This window comes from Streptomyces sp. NPDC002032 (genome assembly GCF_042890765.1).
GTDB lineage: Bacteria > Actinomycetota > Actinomycetes > Streptomycetales > Streptomycetaceae > Streptomyces.
The window spans coordinates 854,732-874,289 of record NZ_JBIASM010000002.1 but is presented as its reverse complement, the minus strand read 5'-3'; the positions used below and the strand labels follow the sequence as shown (position 1 = coordinate 874,289).

The window sequence follows — 19,558 nt, the reverse complement described above, 5'->3', positions numbered from 1 at the left end:
TGCTCCGGTGAGCCAGATCGTCGTCAAGCGCCCGCCCCGGTCCCTGCCGCCCGAAGTGCCTTCGGACGAGCTGAGGCTGGAGGCTCCGCCGGAACTCCCCCGGGGTCAGCAGGAGGGCATGCTGATGCAGCTCCTGCCGATGCTCGGCATGGGTTCGTCGGTCGTCTTCTTCTTCATGCCGGGCGCCGCGCCGTTCATGCGCATCATGGGCGTGCTGATGCTGGCGTCGACGGTGGGCATGGTCATCGCGCAGCTGGTGCGCTTCCGGCGCGGTACGCAGGGGCAAATGGCGGACGTGCGCCGGGACTACCTCAAGTACCTGTCGCAGACGCGCCGTCAGGTGCGCAGGACGGCGCGGGCGCAGCGTGACGCGCAGCTCTATCTGCACCCGGCTCCCGAGCAGTTGTGGTCGGTGGTGGCGGAGGGTTCGCGGCTGTGGGAGCGGCGGGTCGGCGACGCGGACTTCGGGCAGGCCCGGCTGGGTCTGGGCGCGCAGCGTCTGGCGACGCCGCTGGTGGCTCCTGACACGGCGCCCGTGGACGAGCTGGAGCCGCTGACGGCGGGTGCGATGCAGCGCTTCCTGAGGGTGCACTCCTCGCTGGACGGGCTGCCGGTGGCGGTGTCGGTCCGGGCGTTCTACCACGTGACGGTGTCCGGGGAGCCGGAGTCGGCGCGCGGTGCGGCGCGGGCGCTGGTGGCGCAGCTGGCGACGCTGCACTCGCCCGAGGACCTGCTGGTCGCGGTGGTGGCGGCGCCGGGTGCGGTGCCTTCGTGGGACTGGGTGAAGTGGCTGCCGCACACGCAGGTGCCGGGGCAGGTCGACGGGGCCGGTACGAAGCGGCTGTTCGGCGATGACCTGGGTGAGCTGGAGGGGCTGCTGGGGTCCCGGCTGGAGGGGCGGCCGCGGTTCAGCCGCGAGGTGTCCCCGGTGCTGGACCAGCCGCACCTGGTGGTGGTGCTGGACGGCGGGATGGTGCCGCCGGATTCGGTGTTCGCGGCGGCGGAGGGCTTGCAGGGCGTGACCGTCGTGGAGGTGGTCGCGGGCGAGCTGGACGATCCGCGCGGGGGGCTGTCGGTCGTGGTGCGGCCGGGCCGGCTGCGGCTGGAGTCGGGTGCGGGGGTCGTGTACGAGGGCGTCCCGGACAGCCTGTCGCTGCCGGCGGCGGAGGCGCTGGCGCGGCAGCTGGCGCCGCTGCGCACGGGCGGCGGTGACGACGACGAGCCGCTGCTGGCGAACCTGGACTTCACCGATCTGCTGAACCTGGGCGACGCGGCGGCCGTCGACGTGTCGCGGACCTGGCGGCCGCGGTCGGCCGGGGAGCGGCTGCGCGTGCCGATCGGCGTGGGCGAGGACGGCTCGCCGGTGATGCTGGACCTGAAGGAGGCCGCGCAGGAGGGCATGGGCCCGCACGGGCTGTGCGTGGGCGCGACGGGTTCGGGCAAGTCGGAGCTGCTGCGCACGCTGGTGCTGGGGCTGGCGGTCACGCACACCTCGGAGACGCTGAACTTCGTGCTGGCCGACTTCAAGGGCGGTGCGACCTTCACCGGCATGGGGCAGATGCCGCACGTCGCGGCGGTGATCACCAACCTGGCGGACGACCTGACGCTGGTGGACCGGATGGGCGACTCGATCCGCGGCGAGCTCCAGCGCCGCCAGGAGCTGCTGCGTTCGGCGGGCAACTACGCGAACATCCACGACTACGAGAAGGCGCGCGCGGCGGGCGCCCCGCTGGAGCCGCTGGCCTCGCTGGTGCTGGTGATCGACGAGTTCAGCGAGCTGCTGACGGCGAAGCCCGACTTCATCGACATGTTCATCCAGATCGGCCGCATCGGCCGTTCGCTGGGCGTGCACCTGCTGCTGGCCTCGCAGCGGCTGGAGGAGGGCAAGCTGCGCGGGCTGGACACGTACCTGTCGTACCGGATCGGTCTGCGGACGTTCTCCGCGGCGGAGTCGCGGACGGCGATCGGCGTGCCGGACGCGTACCACCTGCCGTCGGTGCCCGGTTCGGGCTATCTGAAGTTCGGTACGGACGAGATGACCCGCTTCAAGGCGGCGTACGTTTCGGGCACCTACCGTTCGGGCGGCCCGGAGCTGTCGGCGGGCCCGTTCCCGGTCGAGCGGCGGCCGGTGCTGTTCACGGCGGCGCCGGTGCCGGTGGTGTACGCGGCCCCGGACCCGGCGTACCTGGCGGCGCGGCCGGCCCGGGAGGACGAGGCGCTCGCGGACACGGTGCTGGACGTGATCGTGGGCCGGCTGGAGGGGCAGGGCGTGCCCGCGCACCAGGTGTGGCTGCCGCCGCTGGACCAGGCCCCGCCGCTGGACCAGCTGCTGCCGGCGCTGGCGACGGGCGCGGAGCGCGGGCTGCACGCGGAGGGGTACACGCGGCCCGGGGGGCTGATCGTGCCGCTGGGTCTGATCGACAAGCCCTTCGAGCAGCGGCGCGAGGTGCTGTACCGGGACTTCTCGGGTGCGGCGGGCCACATGATGGTGGTCGGCGGTCCGCAGTCGGGCAAGTCGACGCTGATGCGGACGCTGATCTCCTCGTTCGCGCTCACGCACACCCCGCGCGAGGTGCAGTTCTACGGTCTGGACTTCGGCGGTGGCGCTCTGTCGTCGCTGGCGGAGCTGCCGCACGTGGGCGGGATCGCCTCGCGGCTGGATCCGGAGCGGGTGCGGCGTACGGTCGCGGAGGTGGCGGGGGTCCTGACCCGTCGCGAGGAGTTCTTCCGGGCGAACGGCATCGACTCCATCGGCACCTACCGGCGGCGGCGGGCGGCGGGCGAGCTGCCGGGCGAGGCCTGGGGGGACGTGTTCCTGGTCGTCGACGGCTGGGGCGGTTTCCGGGGCGAGTACGAGGGCCTGGAGCCGGTGGTGACGGACATCGCGGCCCGGGGTCTGGGCTACGGCATCCACGTGGTGATCACGGCGGCCCGGTACATGGAGGTGCGGGCGGCGCTGAAGGACCAGATGCTGAGCCGGCTGGAGCTGCGGCTGGGCGACGTCATGGACTCCGAGTTCGACCGGCGGGTGGCGGCCAACGTACCGACGGGGATGCCGGGGCGCGGGCAGGTCCCGGAGAAGCTGCACTTCCTGGGCGCGCTGCCGCGCGTGGACGGCTCGCACGACCCGGAGAGCCTCTCGGAGGCCACGGCGGCGTTCGTGGCGGCGGTGCGCGCGGGCTGGGCGGGGCCGGCGGCTCCCGGCGTACGGCTGCTGCCGCGGCTGCTGCACGCGGACCAGCTGCCCAAGGGCGGGGAGTTCCCGGAGCGCGGGATCGCGATCGGCATCGACGAGACGGCGCTGGAGCCGGTGTTCGTCGACTTCGAGACGGACCCGTTCTTCATGATCTTCGGCGAGAGCGAGTCGGGCAAGACCAACCTGCTGCGGCTCATCGCCCGGCAGATCGCCGAGCGCTACACCCCGGACCAGGCCAAGCTGGTCGTCGGCGACTACCGGCGCGGGCTGCTCGGGGCGCTGCCGGAGGAGTACCTGCTGGAGTACGCGCCGATGGCGAGCTCGCTGCAGATGCACATGGAGGCGCTGGGCGGGGTGTTCTCGCGGCGCCAGCCGCCCACGGACGTCACGCCGCAGCAGCTGCGGGACCGCAGCTGGTGGACGGGCCCGGACGTGTTCATCGTGATCGACGACTACGACCTGGTCGCCACCAGTCAGGGCAATCCGCTGGCGCAGCTCGTGGAGTTCCTGCCCTTCGCCCGGGACACGGGGGTGCGCTTCATCGTGGCGCGCAGTTCGGCGGGTGCCTCGCGCGCGCTGTACGAGCCGTTCATGCAGCGGTTCAAGGAGCTGGGCGCCCAGGGCGTGGTGCTGTCGGGCGATCCGTCCGAGGGCGATCTGCTCGGTACGGTCCGGCCGCGGCCGATGCCGCCGGGCCGCGGCTACTTCGTCTCGCGCCGGCGGGGCACCTCGCTGGTGCAGCTCGGCAGGATGCCGGGCCTGTAGGCGCCGCCCGCCCCGGGGGCCGTTTCCCGCGGAAAGGGCCCCCGGGGCGCGCGTTGTGCCGATAATCGGCAGCGAAGACCGAGCAGCACCGCACGACCGAGGGAAGGGCCGCACATGGGCACCCAGCAGGAGAAGGACGAGCTGTACGCGCTCGACATCAGCGGCGTCGAGTGGCAGGGGCCGCCCGGGACCAGCCCGGACGAGGAGCGGGTGGAGATCGCCCGGCTGCCCGAGGGCGCGGTGGCGATGCGGTCCTCGCTGGACCGCGAGACGGTGCTGCGGTACACGGCCGCCGAGTGGGAGGCCTTCGTGCTCGGCGCCAGGGACGGGGAGTTCGACCTCACCTGAGGCGGCCCGTCCGCATGCGCGAAGGGGGCGCGCCCGGTGCGGGCGCGCCCCCTTCGCGCGTCCGCGCGGGTGAGCCGGTGCTCAGTAGGCCTCGGTGAACAGGCGCGAGGCCTTCACGTCGGTGGCGCGGTAGTCGCCCTTGCCCTGCTCGATGATCCGGGCGACCTTTTCGAGCTCCTGCTGCATGTGGTCGGCGCGGCGGTGGTACTTGGTCTGGAGGTTGACGTACTCCATGTGCGCCTCACCGTCCCAGGTGTCGGTGACGACCTTCACGGCCGCCTCCATCTCGTCGAGGTCCTTGAGGATGTTCTTCGAGACGACGCGGATGCGGTCCGCCATCTGCTGGACGCTCTCGTACCGTACCCGGGTGTGGCCGTCGTTGCCGGACATGTTCTTCTCCTTCGCGCTGGGTTGCTGGGGACTACGCCGCGATCAGACGCCGTCGAGGGCGGAACGGCCCCCGCCGCCGGCGCCGATCGAGTTGAACGCGGCGCGCACCTCGTCGTCCTGGGCGTTGGTCAGGTTCTTGGTCTGCGAGACGGCGTTGTGCAGGACGCCGAGCAGCCGGCGGATCTCGTCGTGGTCGATGTTGAGGTCCGACTGGGCCTTCGCGAAGCCGTCGGCGCCGACACCGGTCCAGCCCGCGCTGACGGTGGCCAGGATGTCGGCCAGCTCGCGGGCCTGGGTGGTGACGGCGCTCGCCGTCTCGGAGATCTTGTTGGCCGCCTTGACGACCGGATCGTCCGCAAGTCCGAAATTGTTCGTCATCCGAAGCTCCTCACTTCTCAATTCCCCGGCAGAGCCGGGGGATCGCGCGGCGGAGCGGAGCTGCGCGGCGCGGACCGAAGCCACACGCGCCGCAATTCCCCCTCCGCTTCACGCGTCCCCCGATCACAGTCGTGAAGCCTGCGGTCACTCTAGTCAGTTCGGGTCACACGCCCAACACCGGTGGGCCGCCACCGTCGATGAACCGTGACCGTTCACTGCAAAGGCCGGCGGCGGGAGCGGGCGTCGCGGACCACGGTCGCGGTGGCGGCGATCACCGCGATGAGCACGGCGCCGATGCCCAGAGCGTACGTGCCGATCCGCTCCTCGCGTTCCTGGGCGGTCTCGGAGAGCGCCAGCTCGGCGGCGCGCGGCGCGGCCGCCGGGGGCGGGCCCGGGTCCGGGACGGGGGCCCGGGGCGGCTCGCCGTCCTGGGTGACCGCGCGGACCGGGTCCACCACGCCCCAACCGACGTAGTCGTCACGGCCCTTGACGGAGCGCTCGGCGGTGTTCTGGATCTGCCAGACCACCTCCTGCGGGGTCCACTGCGGGTGCTCGGCGCGCAGCAGGGCCGCCACCCCGGCGACGTAGGGCGCGGAGAAGCTGGTGCCGTTGTCCACGCACTGCCCGAAGCCGGGGACGGTGGAGACCATGTCGACCCCGGGGGCGGCGACGCCGATGAAGTCGCCCGGCTGGGAGAACGCGGCCCGCTCGTTGTTGCGGTCGGAGGAGGCCACGGCGAGGACGCCCGGGAAGGCCGCCGGGTAGGTCCGGTGCTTCTGCCCGGAGAGCCCGTCGTTGCCCGCGGAGGCGACGACCACCACCTTGGCGTCCAGGGCCCGTTGGACGGCCTTGGCGAGTTCGGAGTCGGGGGTCAGCGGGGCGTCGGTGTCCTGGGAGATGTTGATGACCTGGGCGCCCTTGGCCACGGCGTGGTCGATGGCCTGGGCGAGGGTGGCCGCTTTGCCGTTGCCCTGGCCGTCGTTCTGCCGGATGGGGATGACGGTGGCCTCCGGGGCCAGGCCGACGAAGCCGGTGCCCTCCTGGGGGCGGGCCGCGATCAGCCCGGCGACCTTGGTGCCGTGGCCGACGGTGTCGTTGGTGCCGTCGCCGCCCTTGGCGTCGAGGAAGTCCCGCCCGGCGCCGGTGTCGAGGGCGCCGGAGAGCTGCGGGTTGGCGCGGTCGACTCCGGTGTCGATGACGGCGACCCGTACGCCCTTGCCCTTGGTCCGCGCCCACAGGGCGTCGAGCATCAGCCGCTGGAGGGCCCAGGGGCGGTCGGCGATCTGCTTCTTCATGGGGAACGTGCACTCCCCCGCCCCGTCGAGCCCCAGCCCGTACGGGGACCCGGGCGCGGGGACGGCCGAGGCGGGGGCGCCGCTCAGCGCGACGAGGGCGAACGCGGTGCTCACCAGCACGGCGCGGGAAGTCCGGGACACGGCCGCTCTCCTCACGAACCCTGGGGCTGACGCGCCGAGTTGGTGTCGAGCCGGGGCCCCTTGGAGAGGAACTCCGACCAGGCGATGGGCACCCGGACGGGGACGACGCCGCCGTAGCCGAGCCGGATCTGCGCCTGGCTGGCCTCGGGACGGCCGTCCCCGGCGCCGCCGGGCGCCTGCGGGTCGGGAGCCCCGATCTTCGACTGCGCGGCGTCACTGTCGCCGTTGGCCTGGACGGCGTAGCGCAGGCCGGTGTCGGTGACCAGGAACAGCGCGCCGCCGGCGGTGCTCTGGCGGCCCTGGACCTGCGTGTAGAGCAGGCCGGTGCCGGGGGTGACGTAGGAGCTGGTGCCGCTGGCGGCGATGTCCACGGGGAAGCCGGTCCCGGCCCAGGTGCTCAGCGTCTGGCCGCCCTGCCCGTCGACGGAACGCAGCACGTTGCACACCGTGTCGCGGTGCTCGGCGCCCTGCGGGGCCCCGGGGACGTCGGCCACCCGGTTGACCTGCGGGCCGCGCCGGCGCGGCCAGCGGGCGTCGTCCGCGAACGGGGTGGCGTCGGGGTTCAGGGACTGCAGGTCGGTCTCGTGGGGCTTGCCGTGCATGTTGAGGCTGTCGGTGGCGGGCGCGGAGATCAGCAGCCAGGCCACGAACTCCGAGACGGGCGCGACCCGGTCGGGCAGGACGACGTAGTGCTGCGTGCCGGTGCCGGTCTGGGCGGTCAGCACCATGCCGACCTTGGCGTCGGCGCTGCCCAGGCCCTGCACGGCGGCGTTCGCGCCCGGCGTGCCGGGCAGGTGCGGGAAGGCCAGGTCGTCGCCGGCGTTCAGGGTGGCCAGCCATTCCTCGGTGACCGGCTGGGGGGTGGCGCCGGTGCCGACCAGGGCGGTGGTGAGCGTCCCGGAGTCCGGCTTGCCCTCCGGGAAGCGGTACTTGGTGCCCGCCGCGTCGACCAGGTACCGCTCCTTGGCGCCGCCCGTGCTCTGCACGTACAGCACCTGGCCGTCGGTGGTGCGGCGCCCGTCGTCGAGCAGCCCCGCCTCGCGGTCGGCGAGGACGAACGCGGCGGTCTGCACACCGCGCCCGTTGCCGCCGGGCTGCTGGCAGACGGCCCAGCGCTTGGCCTTGCCCGCGTCCTGCCGGGCGGGGAGCCGGTCGGGGGCGTAGGGGATGCCGATGATGGGGCCGCGCGGCGGCTCGCCCGCGTCCAGGACCTTGTCCTCGACCTGGATGACCTTGAACTTCTGCGGGTCGAGGAGGAGCCGCGCGGAGGCCAGGTTGAGCACCGGGTGCAGCCGCGTCTGCTCCTTGCCGCCGGTCTTCGTGGTCAGCACCACGTACCGGGTCGTCGACTGCTTGCCGACGATGACGGCGGTGCCCGGCTCGGCCCAGCCCTTGGGGGCCTGCGGTTTGAACATGCCCCACGCCCCGAAGCCCGCCACCACCAGCGCCGCGATCACCACGGAGGGGACCACGGCGCGCAGCGGCCTGGGCGCGCCTTCCTCGGATCCGGTGGCCGAGGGCTGGAGGAACGCGGCCACCGTGCGCCGCTTCGCGAAGGTGTACGCGTTGAGCTCATCACGTCGTGATGCCATGACCGCCTGCTTCTCCCCGCCCGGCCCGGTCGGTGGGGCCGCTCCCCGGGCCTTCGTCGTCGGACCGGGGACCTACTATGCCTCTTGACGGAGGGTCGGCAGGGGGCGGGTGGGCTGGGACAGCCGCCGGGCGCCTGCCGAGACCGGGAATTCAGGGCGTGCCGGGGTGGATCGGGGAGGTTCCGGAGCCGGGCGGCGGCTGCCGCGCGGCCCCGGGAGCGACGGTCCGCCCCCGAGAGGGGAGGGGCGCGAATGAGTGCCACCGCGACGGAGCCGCGGGCGGCCGCGGCCGCACCCGCGCGCGGCGGTGTGACGCCGCATCCGAAGTCGGGCCCGGGCCGCTTCGGTCCGTTCCGATTGCAACAGCTCGTCCTCCTCCAGCTCGCCGCGGGCGCGCTGCTCGTGGCGTGGGTGGTGCAGCCGCTGCTGCTGGTGCCCGCAGGCGTGCTGGCGCTGGTCCTGGTGCTGCTGGCCCTCGTACGCCGCCACCAGCGCTCCCTGCCGGAGTGGATCGGCGGCGCGCTCGCCCTGCGCGCCCGGCGGCGCAGGGCCGCCGCGCTCGCCGTGCCCGCCGGGACCGAGCCGGGGCTGGCGCCGCTGGTCGAGGCCGATCCGGCGCTGCGGACCCTGACGTTCAACGACCGCGACCGGCGCCCGGTCGGGATGGTCGGGGACGGCACCTTCCTGACGGCGGTGGTCCAGGTGGACACCGACGCCACCGCGCTGCGCCCCGGGCGGACGGACCGGCCCCTGCCGCTGTCCGCCGTACGGGACGTCCTCGAAGTGGACGGGATCCGGCTGGAGTCGGCGCAGTTGGTGCAGCACACCCAGCCCGCCCCGGCCCCGCACCTGCCGGAGCGGTCGATGGCGGCCCGCAATTACGCCCCGCTCCAGGCGCAGACCGGCGCTCCCGCGGTCCGGCTCACGTGGATCGCCCTCAAGCTCGACCCGGAACTGTGCCCGGAGGCCGTCGCCGCGCGCGGGGGCGGTCTGCCGGGGGCGCAGCGCTGCCTGGTGCGGGTGGCGGACCAGCTGGCGAGCCGGCTCGCCGGGGCCGGTTTCCGGGCCACCGTGCTGACGGAGCAGGAGCTGACGGGCGCGCTGGCGACCTCCTCCTGCGCGAACCCGATGGCCATCACGCAGGCCGGGCGGGCGGCGAGCACGGGGCGGCGCACGGAGGAGACCCCGCGGACCTGGCGCTGCGACGACCGGCGGCACACCACGTACTGGATAGCCCGCTGGCCGCAACTGGGCGGCACGGGCGCCGGGCTGCCGCAGTTCGTGGCCCTGCTGACGTCCCTGCCGACCCTGGCGACCAACTTCAGCCTGACCATGGCCCCGGCCGAACGCCAGGGCGTGACGCTGACCGGGCACGTACGGGTGACCGGGCGCAGCGACGAGGAGCTCGTCGCGGCCCGGCGGGAACTGGAGCGCACGGCGCGGGGCGTGAAGACCGGACTGGTCCGGCTCGACCGGGAACAGGTGCCGGGGCTGCTGGCCTCGCTGCCGTTGGGAGGAGCCCGATGAGGGGCGGGGTACGCGGCGGCGTCAGGGGCGGTTTCGGGCTCGTCGGCCCGCGCCGGGAGCGGCACGTGGTGGCGGCGGCCGATCTGGACGGGCTGGCGCTGCCCGTCGGGGACGACGGGGTCGTCATCGGCGTGGACGCGGAGGGCCGCCCGGCGGTGCTCGGCGTGAACCGGCCGACGCCGTACGAGGTCACGCTGATCGGCGGTCTGTGGACGGCCCAGGTGCTGGCGCTGCGCGCGGCCGCGACGGGGGCCCGGGTCGCGGTGGAGACCGGACGCGGGCAGGTGTGGTCCGCGCTGGCCCAGGCGGCCGGCGGCGGACAGCAGTGCGTGACCCTGCACGATGTGGGGCGGGTGCCGCCGCAGGGCGCGTCGGCGGGCAGCCCCGTCCTGGTGATCCGGGACTGCGGGATGCGGCCGCCGCGCGGGCGGGTGGTGGCGGGGCCGTGGCAGTCGGTGCTGACCCTGCTGCCGTACCTGAGCCCGACGGCGCCGCGGCTGCTGCGCAACTCCTCGCTGGTGGGGGTGCAGCGGGTGTCCCCCGACGAGGCGGAGCGGATCGGCGCGCTGATGGCGCTCCCGGGGGCGGCGGTGGAGTCCCTGCCGACCCTCGGGGACGGGGTGACGCTGTGGTGCACGCGGCGGGACCGCAAGTTCGTGATGACGCGGGGTACGGAGACGGAAACGGGCCTGCTGGGGGCCGCGCGGCGGATCGACTGAGGGGGCGGGAGGCGGCGCCGGCGGGTTCGGCGGGCCGGTGGTGGGCCATGACGGTTGCTCAGGGGCCGGGCGGCCTGTAGGCAGGAGTGCGGGGGCGCGACCTCGGGGCTTTCGGAGCGCGGGGCGCGATTAGGCTGAGCGCGGGCGCGGCGTCGAGGTGGGCGCCGACCGGTGTTCGACAGACCAGGAGGACGGACCAGTGAGCGGCGATCGGAACGAGAGGCGCGGCGGGACGTGGGACGTCCCGACGGACGATCAGTCCGACGCGGAGCCCGATGTGACGGGCGAGTTCACCATCGACTACACCCCGCCGGCCTGGTACACGCAGGGCGCGCCCGCGCAGGCCGCGCCGGTGCCGGGGGTTCCCGGGCTGCCCGGGCTGCCCGAGGGCAGCGGCTTCGAGCCCCACCGCCCGTCGGACGTGGTGTCCCCGCCGACGATGCGCATCGCCCCGCCGGCCCCGCGCCCCCCGTCCGACACCCCGGCCCCGGCGCCGGCCCCGGCCGACGCGGCGCCGTCCCCGGAACCGGCCGAGGCCCCCGCGCCGCAGCCCGGCCACGCGCCGGCCCCGGGCCAGGGCGACGCCCCCGCGCCGTACCCGGGCCAGGCCCAGAGCCCCGCCGACGCGGTGGCGTTCCCGGGCCCGGGCGAGGCTCCCGCGCCGCAGTCCGGCCAGGCGCCGGCCCCGGCGGGCGCGGTGGCGTTCCCGGGCCCGGCCCACGCCCCGGCTGACGCGGCACCCTTCCCGCCCGCCGCCGAGGCGCCGTCGCCTTACCCGGGCCAGGGCGAAGCCCCCGGCCGGACTCCGGCCGACGCGCCGCAGTTCCCGAGCCAGGCCCTGAGCCCGACGGACGCGGCGCCGGTCCCGCCCTCCGCCGAGGCGCCGTCGCCGAACCCGGCACAGACCCCGGCCGGCGCGCCGCAGTTCCCGAGCCCGGCCCAGGCCCCGGCCGACGCGGCGCCGGTCCCGCCCTCCGCCGGAGCCCCCGCGCCGTTCCCGGGCCAGGCTCCGGCCGACGCGGCGCCGTCCCCGGCCCCCGCCGAGGCCCCGTCGCCGTACCCGGCGCAGGGCGAAGCCCCCGCGCAGCAGCCCGGCCAGGCCCCGGCGTCGCCCCACCCGGGTCAGGGCGAAGCCCCCGGAGCGGGCCCGGCACCGGTCGACGGTCCGCCCGCCTTCCCCGGCCAGGCACCGGCGCCGTACCCGGCGGCCCCCGGCCCCGTGGCGCCGCCCGCCGCTCCCCCGGAAGGGACCCCGCAGGGGCCGTACGCCCCCGCGCCCGCCCCCGCGGATCCTCCGTTCGGGGGACCCGGGGGTGAACTGCCGCCGCTGCCGCCCGCGTTCCCGTCCTCGGGGCCGCCGCCCCAGGGGTACGGGTTCCCGCCCCTCGGCCGGCAGCAGCAACCCCCGCAGGGCTACGGCTTCCCCCCGCAGCAGGCCCCCGCCGACCCCCGCGCCGCCGCCTGGGCCCCGCAGCCGCAGGCCGCCCAGCAGCCGCCCCAGGCCCAGGTCCAGCCGCAGCCGCAGCCGCAGCCGCAGCCGCAGCCGCAGCCGGGCCCGTACCAGCAGCAGCCCGGCCAGGGCCCCGGCGCACCGCTCGGCTACACCGCCGCCGTCGAGCTGTCCTCGGACCGCCTGCTGCGCGCCAAGCAGAAGCCCAAGCCCACCCGCTCCGGCTTCCGCTTCGGCGGCAAGGCCGCCGAGGCCGACCGCCAGCGCAAGCTCGAACTGATCCGCACCCCGGTGATGTCCTGCTACCGCATCGCGGTCATCAGCCTCAAGGGCGGTGTCGGCAAGACCACGACCACCACCGCCCTCGGCGCGACCCTGGCCACCGAGCGCCAGGACAAGATCCTGGCCATCGACGCGAACCCCGACGCCGGCACCCTCGGCCGCCGCGTCCGCCGCGAGACCGGCGCCACGATTCGGGACCTGGTCCAGGCGATCCCGTACCTGCACTCGTACATGGACATCCGGCGGTTCACCTCCCAGGCCCCCTCCGGCCTGGAGATCATCGCCAACGACGTGGACCCGGCGGTCTCGACGACCTTCAACGACGAGGACTACCGCCGCGTCATCGAGACGCTCGGCCGCCAGTACCCGATCATCCTCACCGACTCGGGCACGGGGCTCCTCTACTCCGCCATGCGCGGCGTGCTGGACCTGGCCGATCAGCTGATCATCATCTCGACCCCGTCGGTGGACGGCGCGAGCAGCGCCAGCACCACCCTCGACTGGCTCTCCGCCCACGGTTACGCGGACCTCGTCTCGCGCTCCATCACCGTGATCTCCGGGGTCCGCGAGACCGCCAAGATGATCAAGGTCGAGGACATCGTGCAGCACTTCGAGACCCGCTGCCGCGGCGTCGTCGTGGTGCCGTTCGACGAGCACCTGGCAGCGGGGGCCGAGGTGGACCTCGACCTGATGCGCCCGAAGACGCGGGAGGCATACTTCACCCTCTCCGCCCTGGTCGCCGAGGACTTCGGACGCGCCCAGCAGCAGGCGGCGCAGGCCCACTGGGGCGCGCCCCAGCAGCCGCAGCCCTACCCGCAGCAGGCGCCCCAGCAGCCCCAGCAGCCACAGGCCTACCCCCAGCAGGCTCCGCAGGCCCCGCAGGCCCCCGGCCCCTACCAGCAGCCGCAGCAGCCCCCGTACGGCGGCGGCCAGCCCTACCCGCAGCCCGGACAGCCCTGGCCGCAGCCCCCGGGCCAGCCCCCGCGCGACCCGCGCCTCGGCTGAGGCCCGCGCCGGCCGGCGCGGCCGCGCACGCGAGAGGGCCCGTACCGTCTCCAGGACGGTACGGGCCCTCTCGTACGCGTGGTCTCAGCGCTCGGCGTCGTCGTACGTCTCCGTCAGCACCCGCGCACGCTTCACGTCGTCCGCGATGGCCTCCAGCAGCCCGTCGAGCGACTCGAACTTCGCCATGCCCCGCACGTAGGCGAGGAAGTCGACCGACACGTGCATCCCGTACAGGTCCAGCCCCACGCGGTCGATCGCGTACGCCTCCACGGTCCGCTCGGTGGCGTCGAACTGCACGTTCGTGCCGACCGAGATCGCCGCGGGCATCCGCTCGCCGTCCGCCGTCAGCCAGCCCGCGTACACCCCGTCGGCCGGGATCGCGGTGTGCGGCTGCGTCTCGACGTTCGCCGTCGGGTAGCCGAGCTCGCGCCCGCGCTGCGCGCCGCGCACCACGATGCCTTCGACCCGGTGCGGGCGGCCGAGGATCTCGGCCGCGCCGTCCATGTCGCCCTCGGCGACGAGCTTGCGGGCGAGGGTGGACGAGAACGGCACGCCGCCGCCCGCCTCGCCGCGCTCCACCAGGTCCACGACCTCGACCTCGTAGTCGTACGTGGCGCCCAGCTCGCGCAGGAAGTCGACGTTCCCGGCGGCCCGGTGGCCGAAGCGGAAGTTCGGGCCCTCGATGACGGCGCGCGCGTGCAGCTTGTCGACCAGCACCTTCACGATGAAGTCGGCCGGGGACAGCTGCGAGAACTCCGCCGTGAAGGGCAGGATCAGCAGCGCGTCCACCCCGAGGCCGGCCATCAGCTCGGCGCGGCGGTCGTAGGGGGCCAGGATCGGCGGGTGGCTGCCCGGCCGGACGACCTCGCTGGGGTGCGGGCTGAAGGTGACGACGACCGAGGGCACGCCGAGCGCCCGCGCCTTCGCCACGGCCCGTCCGATGATCAGCTGGTGTCCCCGGTGCACACCGTCGTACGAGCCGATGGTGACGACGCTGCGTCCCCAGTCCTGGGGGATGTCCTCCAAGCCACGCCAGCGCTGCACTGTGACCGCTCCTCGCCCGAACCCGTTGAGTCCCTGAACTGCTTGCCGATTGCAGGTCTAAGACTGCCATGTCCGTGGCCGGGGCCCCGCATCGGCGTCGGGCTGGGCCGCCGGGGGGACGCCGGAGGGGTCATGTGACGTCCGGTGCGGCCCTGCTGAGGGTCTCCAGCGTGCGCCGGGCTCCGGGTCCGAGGAGCGCCGCGGCCTCCGCCGCCGCGTCCGCGAGCCAGCGGCCGAGGAGCGCCCCGAAGGCCGGCTCGGCCCGGGCCAGCCCGACCGTGCGGTGCTCGAAGACGGCGGGCCCGCCGGGGACGCACAGCAGCCGCCGGCCGGTGCGGCGCAGCAGCTCGCGCGTACGGTCCTCCGGGCGGCCGGACGCCGCCGCGGCGAGCGCCTCCAGGAAGGCGCCCAGGACCGCCGGATCGGGCTCCTCGCGCAGCAGTACGCCGGCCAGCTCGCCCCGCAGCGTCCGCGACGGTTCGCCGCCCGGTGCGGCCAGGACCCGGGCCAGCTCGGCCCGGACCGGCGGCGGGGCGGTGCGCAGCCAGTCCAGTACGAGGGGCCGCAGGACCGGTCCGGCCCCCGGGCCCTGCTCCAGGCGCCGGTCGACGAACGCGGCGGCGTGCGGGGCGTCCTCGGGGCGGGCCGCGAGGTGCTCGCGTACGAGGTCGGCGGCGCGGCGGGCCAGGCCGGGGGTGGTCAGCGCGGCCAGCGCGCGGAGCACCTCCCCGTCGGCCCGGGCCCGCAGCGCGGCGAACACCGCGTCCTGGTCGGGCAGTACGGGCAGCGCGGCGACCAGCGCGGCGGCGGGCAGCCGGGTGCCGTGCTCGGGGTCGCGGAAGCGGTCGAGGGCCTCGGGCAGGTAGCGGGCCCGGACCTGGGGGTCGCGGAGCAGCACGGCGAGGGCGCTGCCGTGCAGGGTGACGTCCCCGGGGCGGGCGAGGAGCGCCTGGGCGGCGTAGCGCAGCAGCTCACGGTCGGCGGGGGTGCGCACGTGCGGGGCGGTGGCGAGCCCGTACGCGGCCGCGGCCACGCGCCGGCCGGGGCGTTCGTCGTGGGCCCAGCGGTCGACGGCGCGGGACAGGGCGGAGGGCTCGTCCTCGGCGAGGACGGCGAGCAGCTCGTCGGCCCGGGGGTGCGCGGCGCTCACGAGGGCCTCGGTGAGGTCGTCGACGGCGAGGGCGCGGTGGGTGTGCAGGAGCGCTTGGGCGGCGGTGGCGACGGTGGCTCCGGGGCGGCCGCGGAGCCGGCGTTCATCGGTGAACCAGGCGCAGATCAGGGGCAGCGCGAGCTGCGGGGCGCGGGCGAGGCGGCGGGCCGCGGCCTCCAGGTAGTGGTGGTCGGAGGGCAGCAGGCGGCGCAGCAGGTCGAGGCGGTCGGACTCGGGCAGCCGGAGCCGGTTCCAGAACCGGCCGTCGAACTCGCCGGGTCCGGCGTGGGCCACGTGCTCGGCGAGGGCGTGCAGGACGGGCAGCTGGGGGGCGGCGTCGGCGGCGCCGAGCAGGGTGCCGCGCAGCAGCCGTGAGGCCCACCAGACGCGGTCGGGGTGGACGGGGCCGTGTTCCGTGAAGGCGTTCAGGGCGCCGACCAGGCGGGTCAGGCAGCTGCGGATCTCGGGGGCCGGCAGCCGCCGCAGGGCTTCCAGGACGGGCCCGGCGCGGTGCCGGGGCACGGGCGGGCCGGGCGTGGCCGGGCCGTGGTGCACGAGGGCGTCGAGGGCGGTGGGGACGTCGAGGTGGCCGGCCTGGAGCCAGTCGGCGAACTCTTCGTGGGCGAAGCGGTAGCCGGAGCCGGCGGGGACGAGCAGGCCCTCGGTGAGGACGGCGGAGGCCCAGCCGGTGCGCCAGGGGAACAGTTCCTCGAAGGCGGCCCGGTCCAGCTGCCCCTGCCCGGGGCCGAGGCACCGCCGCGCGGCCTCGTGCACCCGCCCGGCCACCCGTGCCGCCAGCCGCCCCACCCCGGGCCCGTGAACCCGCCCGCCCCCCGGGCCCGCGCCTGCGTACCCGACCCCACCCGCAGCCGCGAACCCCCCACCCCCGGGCTCCCCCACCCCGGGCTCCCCGCCCCCCGCGCCTCCGGGACCCGACGGGCCCGCCCACCCCGCGCCGCTTTCGCCCCCGCACCCCGCACGCCCGGTGCCCAGGGCGGCCCCGGCGCCGCCGGACTCCCCGCCGCTCCCGGCATCCCGGGGACCGTACGGGTCCCCGGGAGCAGTGTCGGCGGCGATGCGGACGGCCACGCGGAGGGCCACCAGGTCCAGGTGCGCCGCGAAGACCTCGTCACGGCCGGGGCGTCCCGCGGTGACCTCGGCGGCGCGGATCCCGGCGAGCAGGCTCAGGGTGAGGGGGTGCCGGGCGTCGGCCTCGCGCACGGCGTCGTCCGGGATCCCCAGGCGGGCCCGGGCGGCCGCCGCCTCGGCCCGCGTCAGGTCGCCGACGGGCAGCGCGGGCGGCAGCCGCCGCGCGGGGCGGCCGGGGGTGTGCAGCGCCCCGGGCGGGTACAGCGCCCCGGCCCGCTCCCAGTACTCGGGCCGGGCCGCCACGACCAGCCTGGCGCCGGTCCCGCGCAGCCACCCGGCGGTGGCCGCGGTCCACGGCGCGAGGCGGTGCGCGAGCTCCGGCGGCATCTCCTCGGGGCTGTCCAGCACCACCAGCAGCGCCCGCCCGGCGGCGCCCGCGAGCCCGGCGACCCGCTCGGCCGTGCTCCGGTCCACCGGCCCCCCTCCCCCGGCGCCGGCGATCCGGGCCGCCGCCGCGAGCGCCCGCGTCACGGCGTCGGCCAGCGAGGCGTCGTCCCCGCGCAGGTCCGCCCCGCGCAGCCAGAGCGTCGGCGCGGGGCGGGGCCCGCGCGCGCGGTCGGCGGCCAGGGCGGCGAGGGCGGTGGTGCGGCCGGTGCCGGGGAAGCCGACCAGGCCGAGCACCGGGCGGTCCCCGGCGGTGAAGGCGGCCAGACCGGCGGCGATGCCGGGCCGGTGGACGGGTTCCCGCGCGGGCCCGGCCCCGACGGCCGCCGGGAACGCCGAGCCGAGGGTGATCGCGGTCAGCTCCAGCGCGCCGGCGAGGTTGAGGTCGGCCCCGTGGCCCGGCACGGTGGCGGAGTTGCGTTCCAGGAGGTCCGCGAGGGGACCGCCGGGCGCGGCCGCGGCGGCCGCGCGCAGGGGGACGGCGAAGCTTCCGGAGCGGTGCTCCGGGGCGAGAGCGGTGCCGAGGACCGCGAGCACCGCTCCGGTCTCCGCGTCGAGGACCGGCCCCCCGCAGGCACCGCCGCCACACCTCAGGGCGTCCCGGCCGTCCGTGCCGATCGCCAGCTCGACGGTGGCGGGCAGCAGGTGGGCACGGTCCGCCGCGGTATAGGTGACCTCCGCCCCCGCCGCGAGCACCCGCGCCTGGCGCCAGCCCCGCGCGGGGAGGCGTACGTACGTCCCCGGAGCGATCACCTCGCGCATCGCGACGGGCAGCGGCCGCAGCCCCAGCCCGTCGGTGCGCACCAGGGCCAGTCCGAGCTCCGGCAGGGCGGTGACATCGGCCGGGTGCGCCGGCCAGCGCCGGTCCCCCGGGCCGTGCAGCACCACCGGGCCCGGTCCGTCGACGGCCTCGTGGCTGGTGATCACCGTGCCGCGGTCGTCGGCGACGAAACCGCCGCCGCGCGGGCGCCCGGCCTCGTCGCAGACCCGCACGAGCTCCGCCGCACCCACCGGCTCCGCCGCATCCGCGCGGTCCCCGGTGCCGCGCCCACCGCGCGTACCGCCTGTGACCTCGTCCGTCATCGCCGCACCACTTCCCGCCGCGGGACCCGTGGTCACGACGGTAGGCAAGTGAAGATCAGCACGAAAAGCACGCGGGGCGAAAGCGCCCCCTTACGCTCCCTCCATTCACTCCGAGCGCCTGCACGGACGGGTGAATACGGAGCTCCGGGTGGATAAAGACCTACCCGAGGGGGGTCGTGGAGCGGTGAGCAGCAGTCCATGTGCGCTCACCGCTCCACGTCAAAGCGTCAAAGCGTCAAGGCGTCAAGGCGTCAAAGCACCCAGCACCTCAAGGCCCCGCAGCCTCAGACGAAGACCGCCAGCGACTTCGCCTTGCCGCCCTTGCTCTCCACGAGCCCGAGCAGCTGCCCCTGGGGCCCGTAGACGGCGACCGTCCGGCCCTCCTGGTACGCGTCCGGCATCTCGATCCGCACCCCGTTGGCGAGCAGCGAGGCCCGCCGGGAGTCCAGGTCCCAGCGCGGGAACGCGGCCGCGGCGGCCTCGCCGATCGGCATGACGGTCAGCTCCTCCTGGAGCTGGTCCAGCGTCCGCGCCCGGTCGAGCTTGTACGGGCCCACCCGCGTGCGCCGCAGCGCCGTGAGGTGGCCGCCGACGCCGAGGTCGGCGCCCAGGTCGCGGGCGAGGGCGCGGATGTACGTACCGCTGGAGCAGACCACGGAGACGACGAGGTCGACGACCTTGGTGCCGTCCTCGGCCTCCGCCTCCCGCATGTCGTAGACCTGGAACGACGAGATGGTCACCGGCCGGGCCGGGATCTCGAAGTCCTCGCCGTCGCGGGCGCGCTTGTAGGAGCGCACACCCTTGATCTTGATGGCGCTGACCTTGGACGGGACCTGCATGATCTCGCCGCTCAGCTTGGCGATCCCCGCGTCGACGGCCTCGCGGGTCACCCCGGAGGCGTCGGCCGACGAGGTGATCTCGCCCTCGGCGTCGTCCGTGAGGGTGTACTGCCCGAGACGGATCGTCCCGAGGTACTCCTTCTCCGTCAGCGCGAGGTGGCCGAGGAGCTTGGTGGCCTTCTCGACGCCGAGGACGAGGACGCCCGTCGCCATCGGGTCGAGCGTGCCCGCGTGGCCGACGCGACGGGTCTTGGCGATCCCGCGCATCTTGGCGACCACGTCGTGCGAAGTGAAACCGGACGGCTTGTCGACGATGACGAGGCCGTCCGGAGTCTTCCCTGCTTCGGTGCTCATTCCGCGGTTGCGTCCTCGTCGTCGTCCTCGTCCTCGCCCGGCTTCTTGTACGGGTCGGCCTCGCCGGCGTACTGGGCACCGGAGGAGACCTCCCGCACCTGGGCGTCGGAGGAACGCGCCTTGTCGAGGAGGTCCTCGATGGTCTTGGCGTTCTCCGGCAGGGCGTCCGCGACGAAGGTCAGGGTGGGCGTGAACTTGGTTCCCGCCGCCCGGCCCACGGCGGAGCGCAGAACGCCCTTGGCGCTCTCCAGGCCCGCTGCCGCGCTGGCCCGGTCCTCGTCGTCCCCGTAGACCGTGTAGAAGACCGTGGCCTCCCGCAGGTCGCCGGTGACCCGGGTGTCCGTGATGGTCACGTGCGTACCGAGGCGGGGGTCCTTGACTCCGCGCAGCAGCTTCTCGGCCACCACCTCCCGGATGAGGTCCGCCAGCTTCTTCGCCCGCGCATTGTCGGCCACTGGTCCGTCTCC

13 protein-coding genes are annotated in these 19,558 nt (G+C 75.5%); 5 read left to right on the top strand and 8 right to left on the bottom strand.

Features of this window, described 5'->3' with window-relative positions:
- The first annotated feature begins 7 nt into the window (after positions 1–7).
- Together eccCa and ACFYYT_RS08055 are read left to right on the top strand one after the other, a co-directional pair.
- Positions 8–3,961: a type VII secretion protein EccCa gene (gene eccCa / locus ACFYYT_RS08060; protein ID WP_351829113.1), complete on the top strand. Its 3,954-nt coding sequence runs from the start codon at positions 8–10 to the stop codon at positions 3,959–3,961.
- A gap of 114 nt (positions 3,962–4,075) precedes the next feature.
- On the top strand, positions 4,076–4,309 hold the full coding sequence (locus ACFYYT_RS08055; protein ID WP_351829116.1) for a DUF397 domain-containing protein: 234 nt from the start codon (positions 4,076–4,078) through the stop codon (positions 4,307–4,309).
- Positions 4,310–4,390: 81 nt separating this feature from the next.
- On the opposite strand, the gene ACFYYT_RS08050 is transcribed toward ACFYYT_RS08055, so the two are convergent.
- The 4 genes from ACFYYT_RS08050 to eccB all read right to left on the bottom strand — a co-directional run bounded on the left by ACFYYT_RS08050 (position 4,391) and on the right by eccB (position 8,105).
- A complete protein-coding gene (locus ACFYYT_RS08050; RefSeq protein WP_351829118.1) occupies positions 4,391–4,699 on the bottom strand; it encodes a WXG100 family type VII secretion target in 309 nt (102 codons plus the stop codon).
- Between the two features lie 42 nt (positions 4,700–4,741).
- On the bottom strand, positions 4,742–5,077 hold the full coding sequence (locus ACFYYT_RS08045; RefSeq protein ID WP_351829119.1) for a WXG100 family type VII secretion target: 336 nt from the start codon (positions 5,075–5,077) through the stop codon (positions 4,742–4,744).
- A gap of 212 nt (positions 5,078–5,289) precedes the next feature.
- Entirely contained in the window at positions 5,290–6,513 is a 1,224-nt protein-coding gene (mycP, locus tag ACFYYT_RS08040; protein WP_351829122.1) for a type VII secretion-associated serine protease mycosin, read from the bottom strand.
- Positions 6,514–6,524: 11 nt separating this feature from the next.
- Positions 6,525–8,105: a type VII secretion protein EccB gene (gene eccB, locus ACFYYT_RS08035; RefSeq protein ID WP_351829124.1), complete on the bottom strand. Its 1,581-nt coding sequence runs from the start codon at positions 8,103–8,105 to the stop codon at positions 6,525–6,527.
- A gap of 252 nt (positions 8,106–8,357) precedes the next feature.
- On the opposite strand from eccB, the gene eccE reads away from it, so the two are divergent.
- The 3 genes from eccE to ACFYYT_RS08020 all read left to right on the top strand — a co-directional run bounded on the left by eccE (position 8,358) and on the right by ACFYYT_RS08020 (position 13,088).
- On the top strand, positions 8,358–9,632 hold the full coding sequence (eccE, locus tag ACFYYT_RS08030; protein ID WP_351829127.1) for a type VII secretion protein EccE: 1,275 nt from the start codon (positions 8,358–8,360) through the stop codon (positions 9,630–9,632).
- Positions 9,629–10,351: a hypothetical protein gene (locus ACFYYT_RS08025; RefSeq protein ID WP_351829130.1), complete on the top strand. Its 723-nt coding sequence runs from the start codon at positions 9,629–9,631 to the stop codon at positions 10,349–10,351. The genes eccE and ACFYYT_RS08025 overlap by 4 nt, the downstream gene beginning before the upstream one ends.
- A 199-nt stretch (positions 10,352–10,550) precedes the next feature.
- On the top strand, positions 10,551–13,088 hold the full coding sequence (locus ACFYYT_RS08020; RefSeq protein ID WP_388607134.1) for an SCO5717 family growth-regulating ATPase: 2,538 nt from the start codon (positions 10,551–10,553) through the stop codon (positions 13,086–13,088).
- An 84-nt stretch (positions 13,089–13,172) separates the two neighbouring features.
- On the opposite strand, the gene ACFYYT_RS08015 is transcribed toward ACFYYT_RS08020, so the two are convergent.
- The 4 genes from ACFYYT_RS08015 to rbfA all read right to left on the bottom strand — a co-directional run bounded on the left by ACFYYT_RS08015 (position 13,173) and on the right by rbfA (position 19,546).
- Positions 13,173–14,132: a bifunctional riboflavin kinase/FAD synthetase gene (locus ACFYYT_RS08015; protein WP_351831556.1), complete on the bottom strand. Its 960-nt coding sequence runs from the start codon at positions 14,130–14,132 to the stop codon at positions 13,173–13,175.
- Positions 14,133–14,262: 130 nt separating this feature from the next.
- On the bottom strand, positions 14,263–17,898 hold the full coding sequence (locus ACFYYT_RS08010; protein ID WP_388607132.1) for a serine protease: 3,636 nt from the start codon (positions 17,896–17,898) through the stop codon (positions 14,263–14,265).
- Positions 17,899–18,182: 284 nt separating this feature from the next.
- The gene (truB, locus tag ACFYYT_RS08005) at positions 18,183–19,091 is read right to left on the bottom strand and encodes a tRNA pseudouridine(55) synthase TruB (RefSeq protein WP_351818429.1); all 909 of its coding nucleotides are present in this window, start codon (positions 19,089–19,091) and stop codon (positions 18,183–18,185) included.
- The gene (gene rbfA, locus ACFYYT_RS08000) at positions 19,088–19,546 is read right to left on the bottom strand and encodes a 30S ribosome-binding factor RbfA (RefSeq protein WP_351818426.1); all 459 of its coding nucleotides are present in this window, start codon (positions 19,544–19,546) and stop codon (positions 19,088–19,090) included. Before rbfA ends, truB begins: the two co-directional genes overlap by 4 nt.
- Positions 19,547–19,558 lie beyond the last annotated feature (12 nt).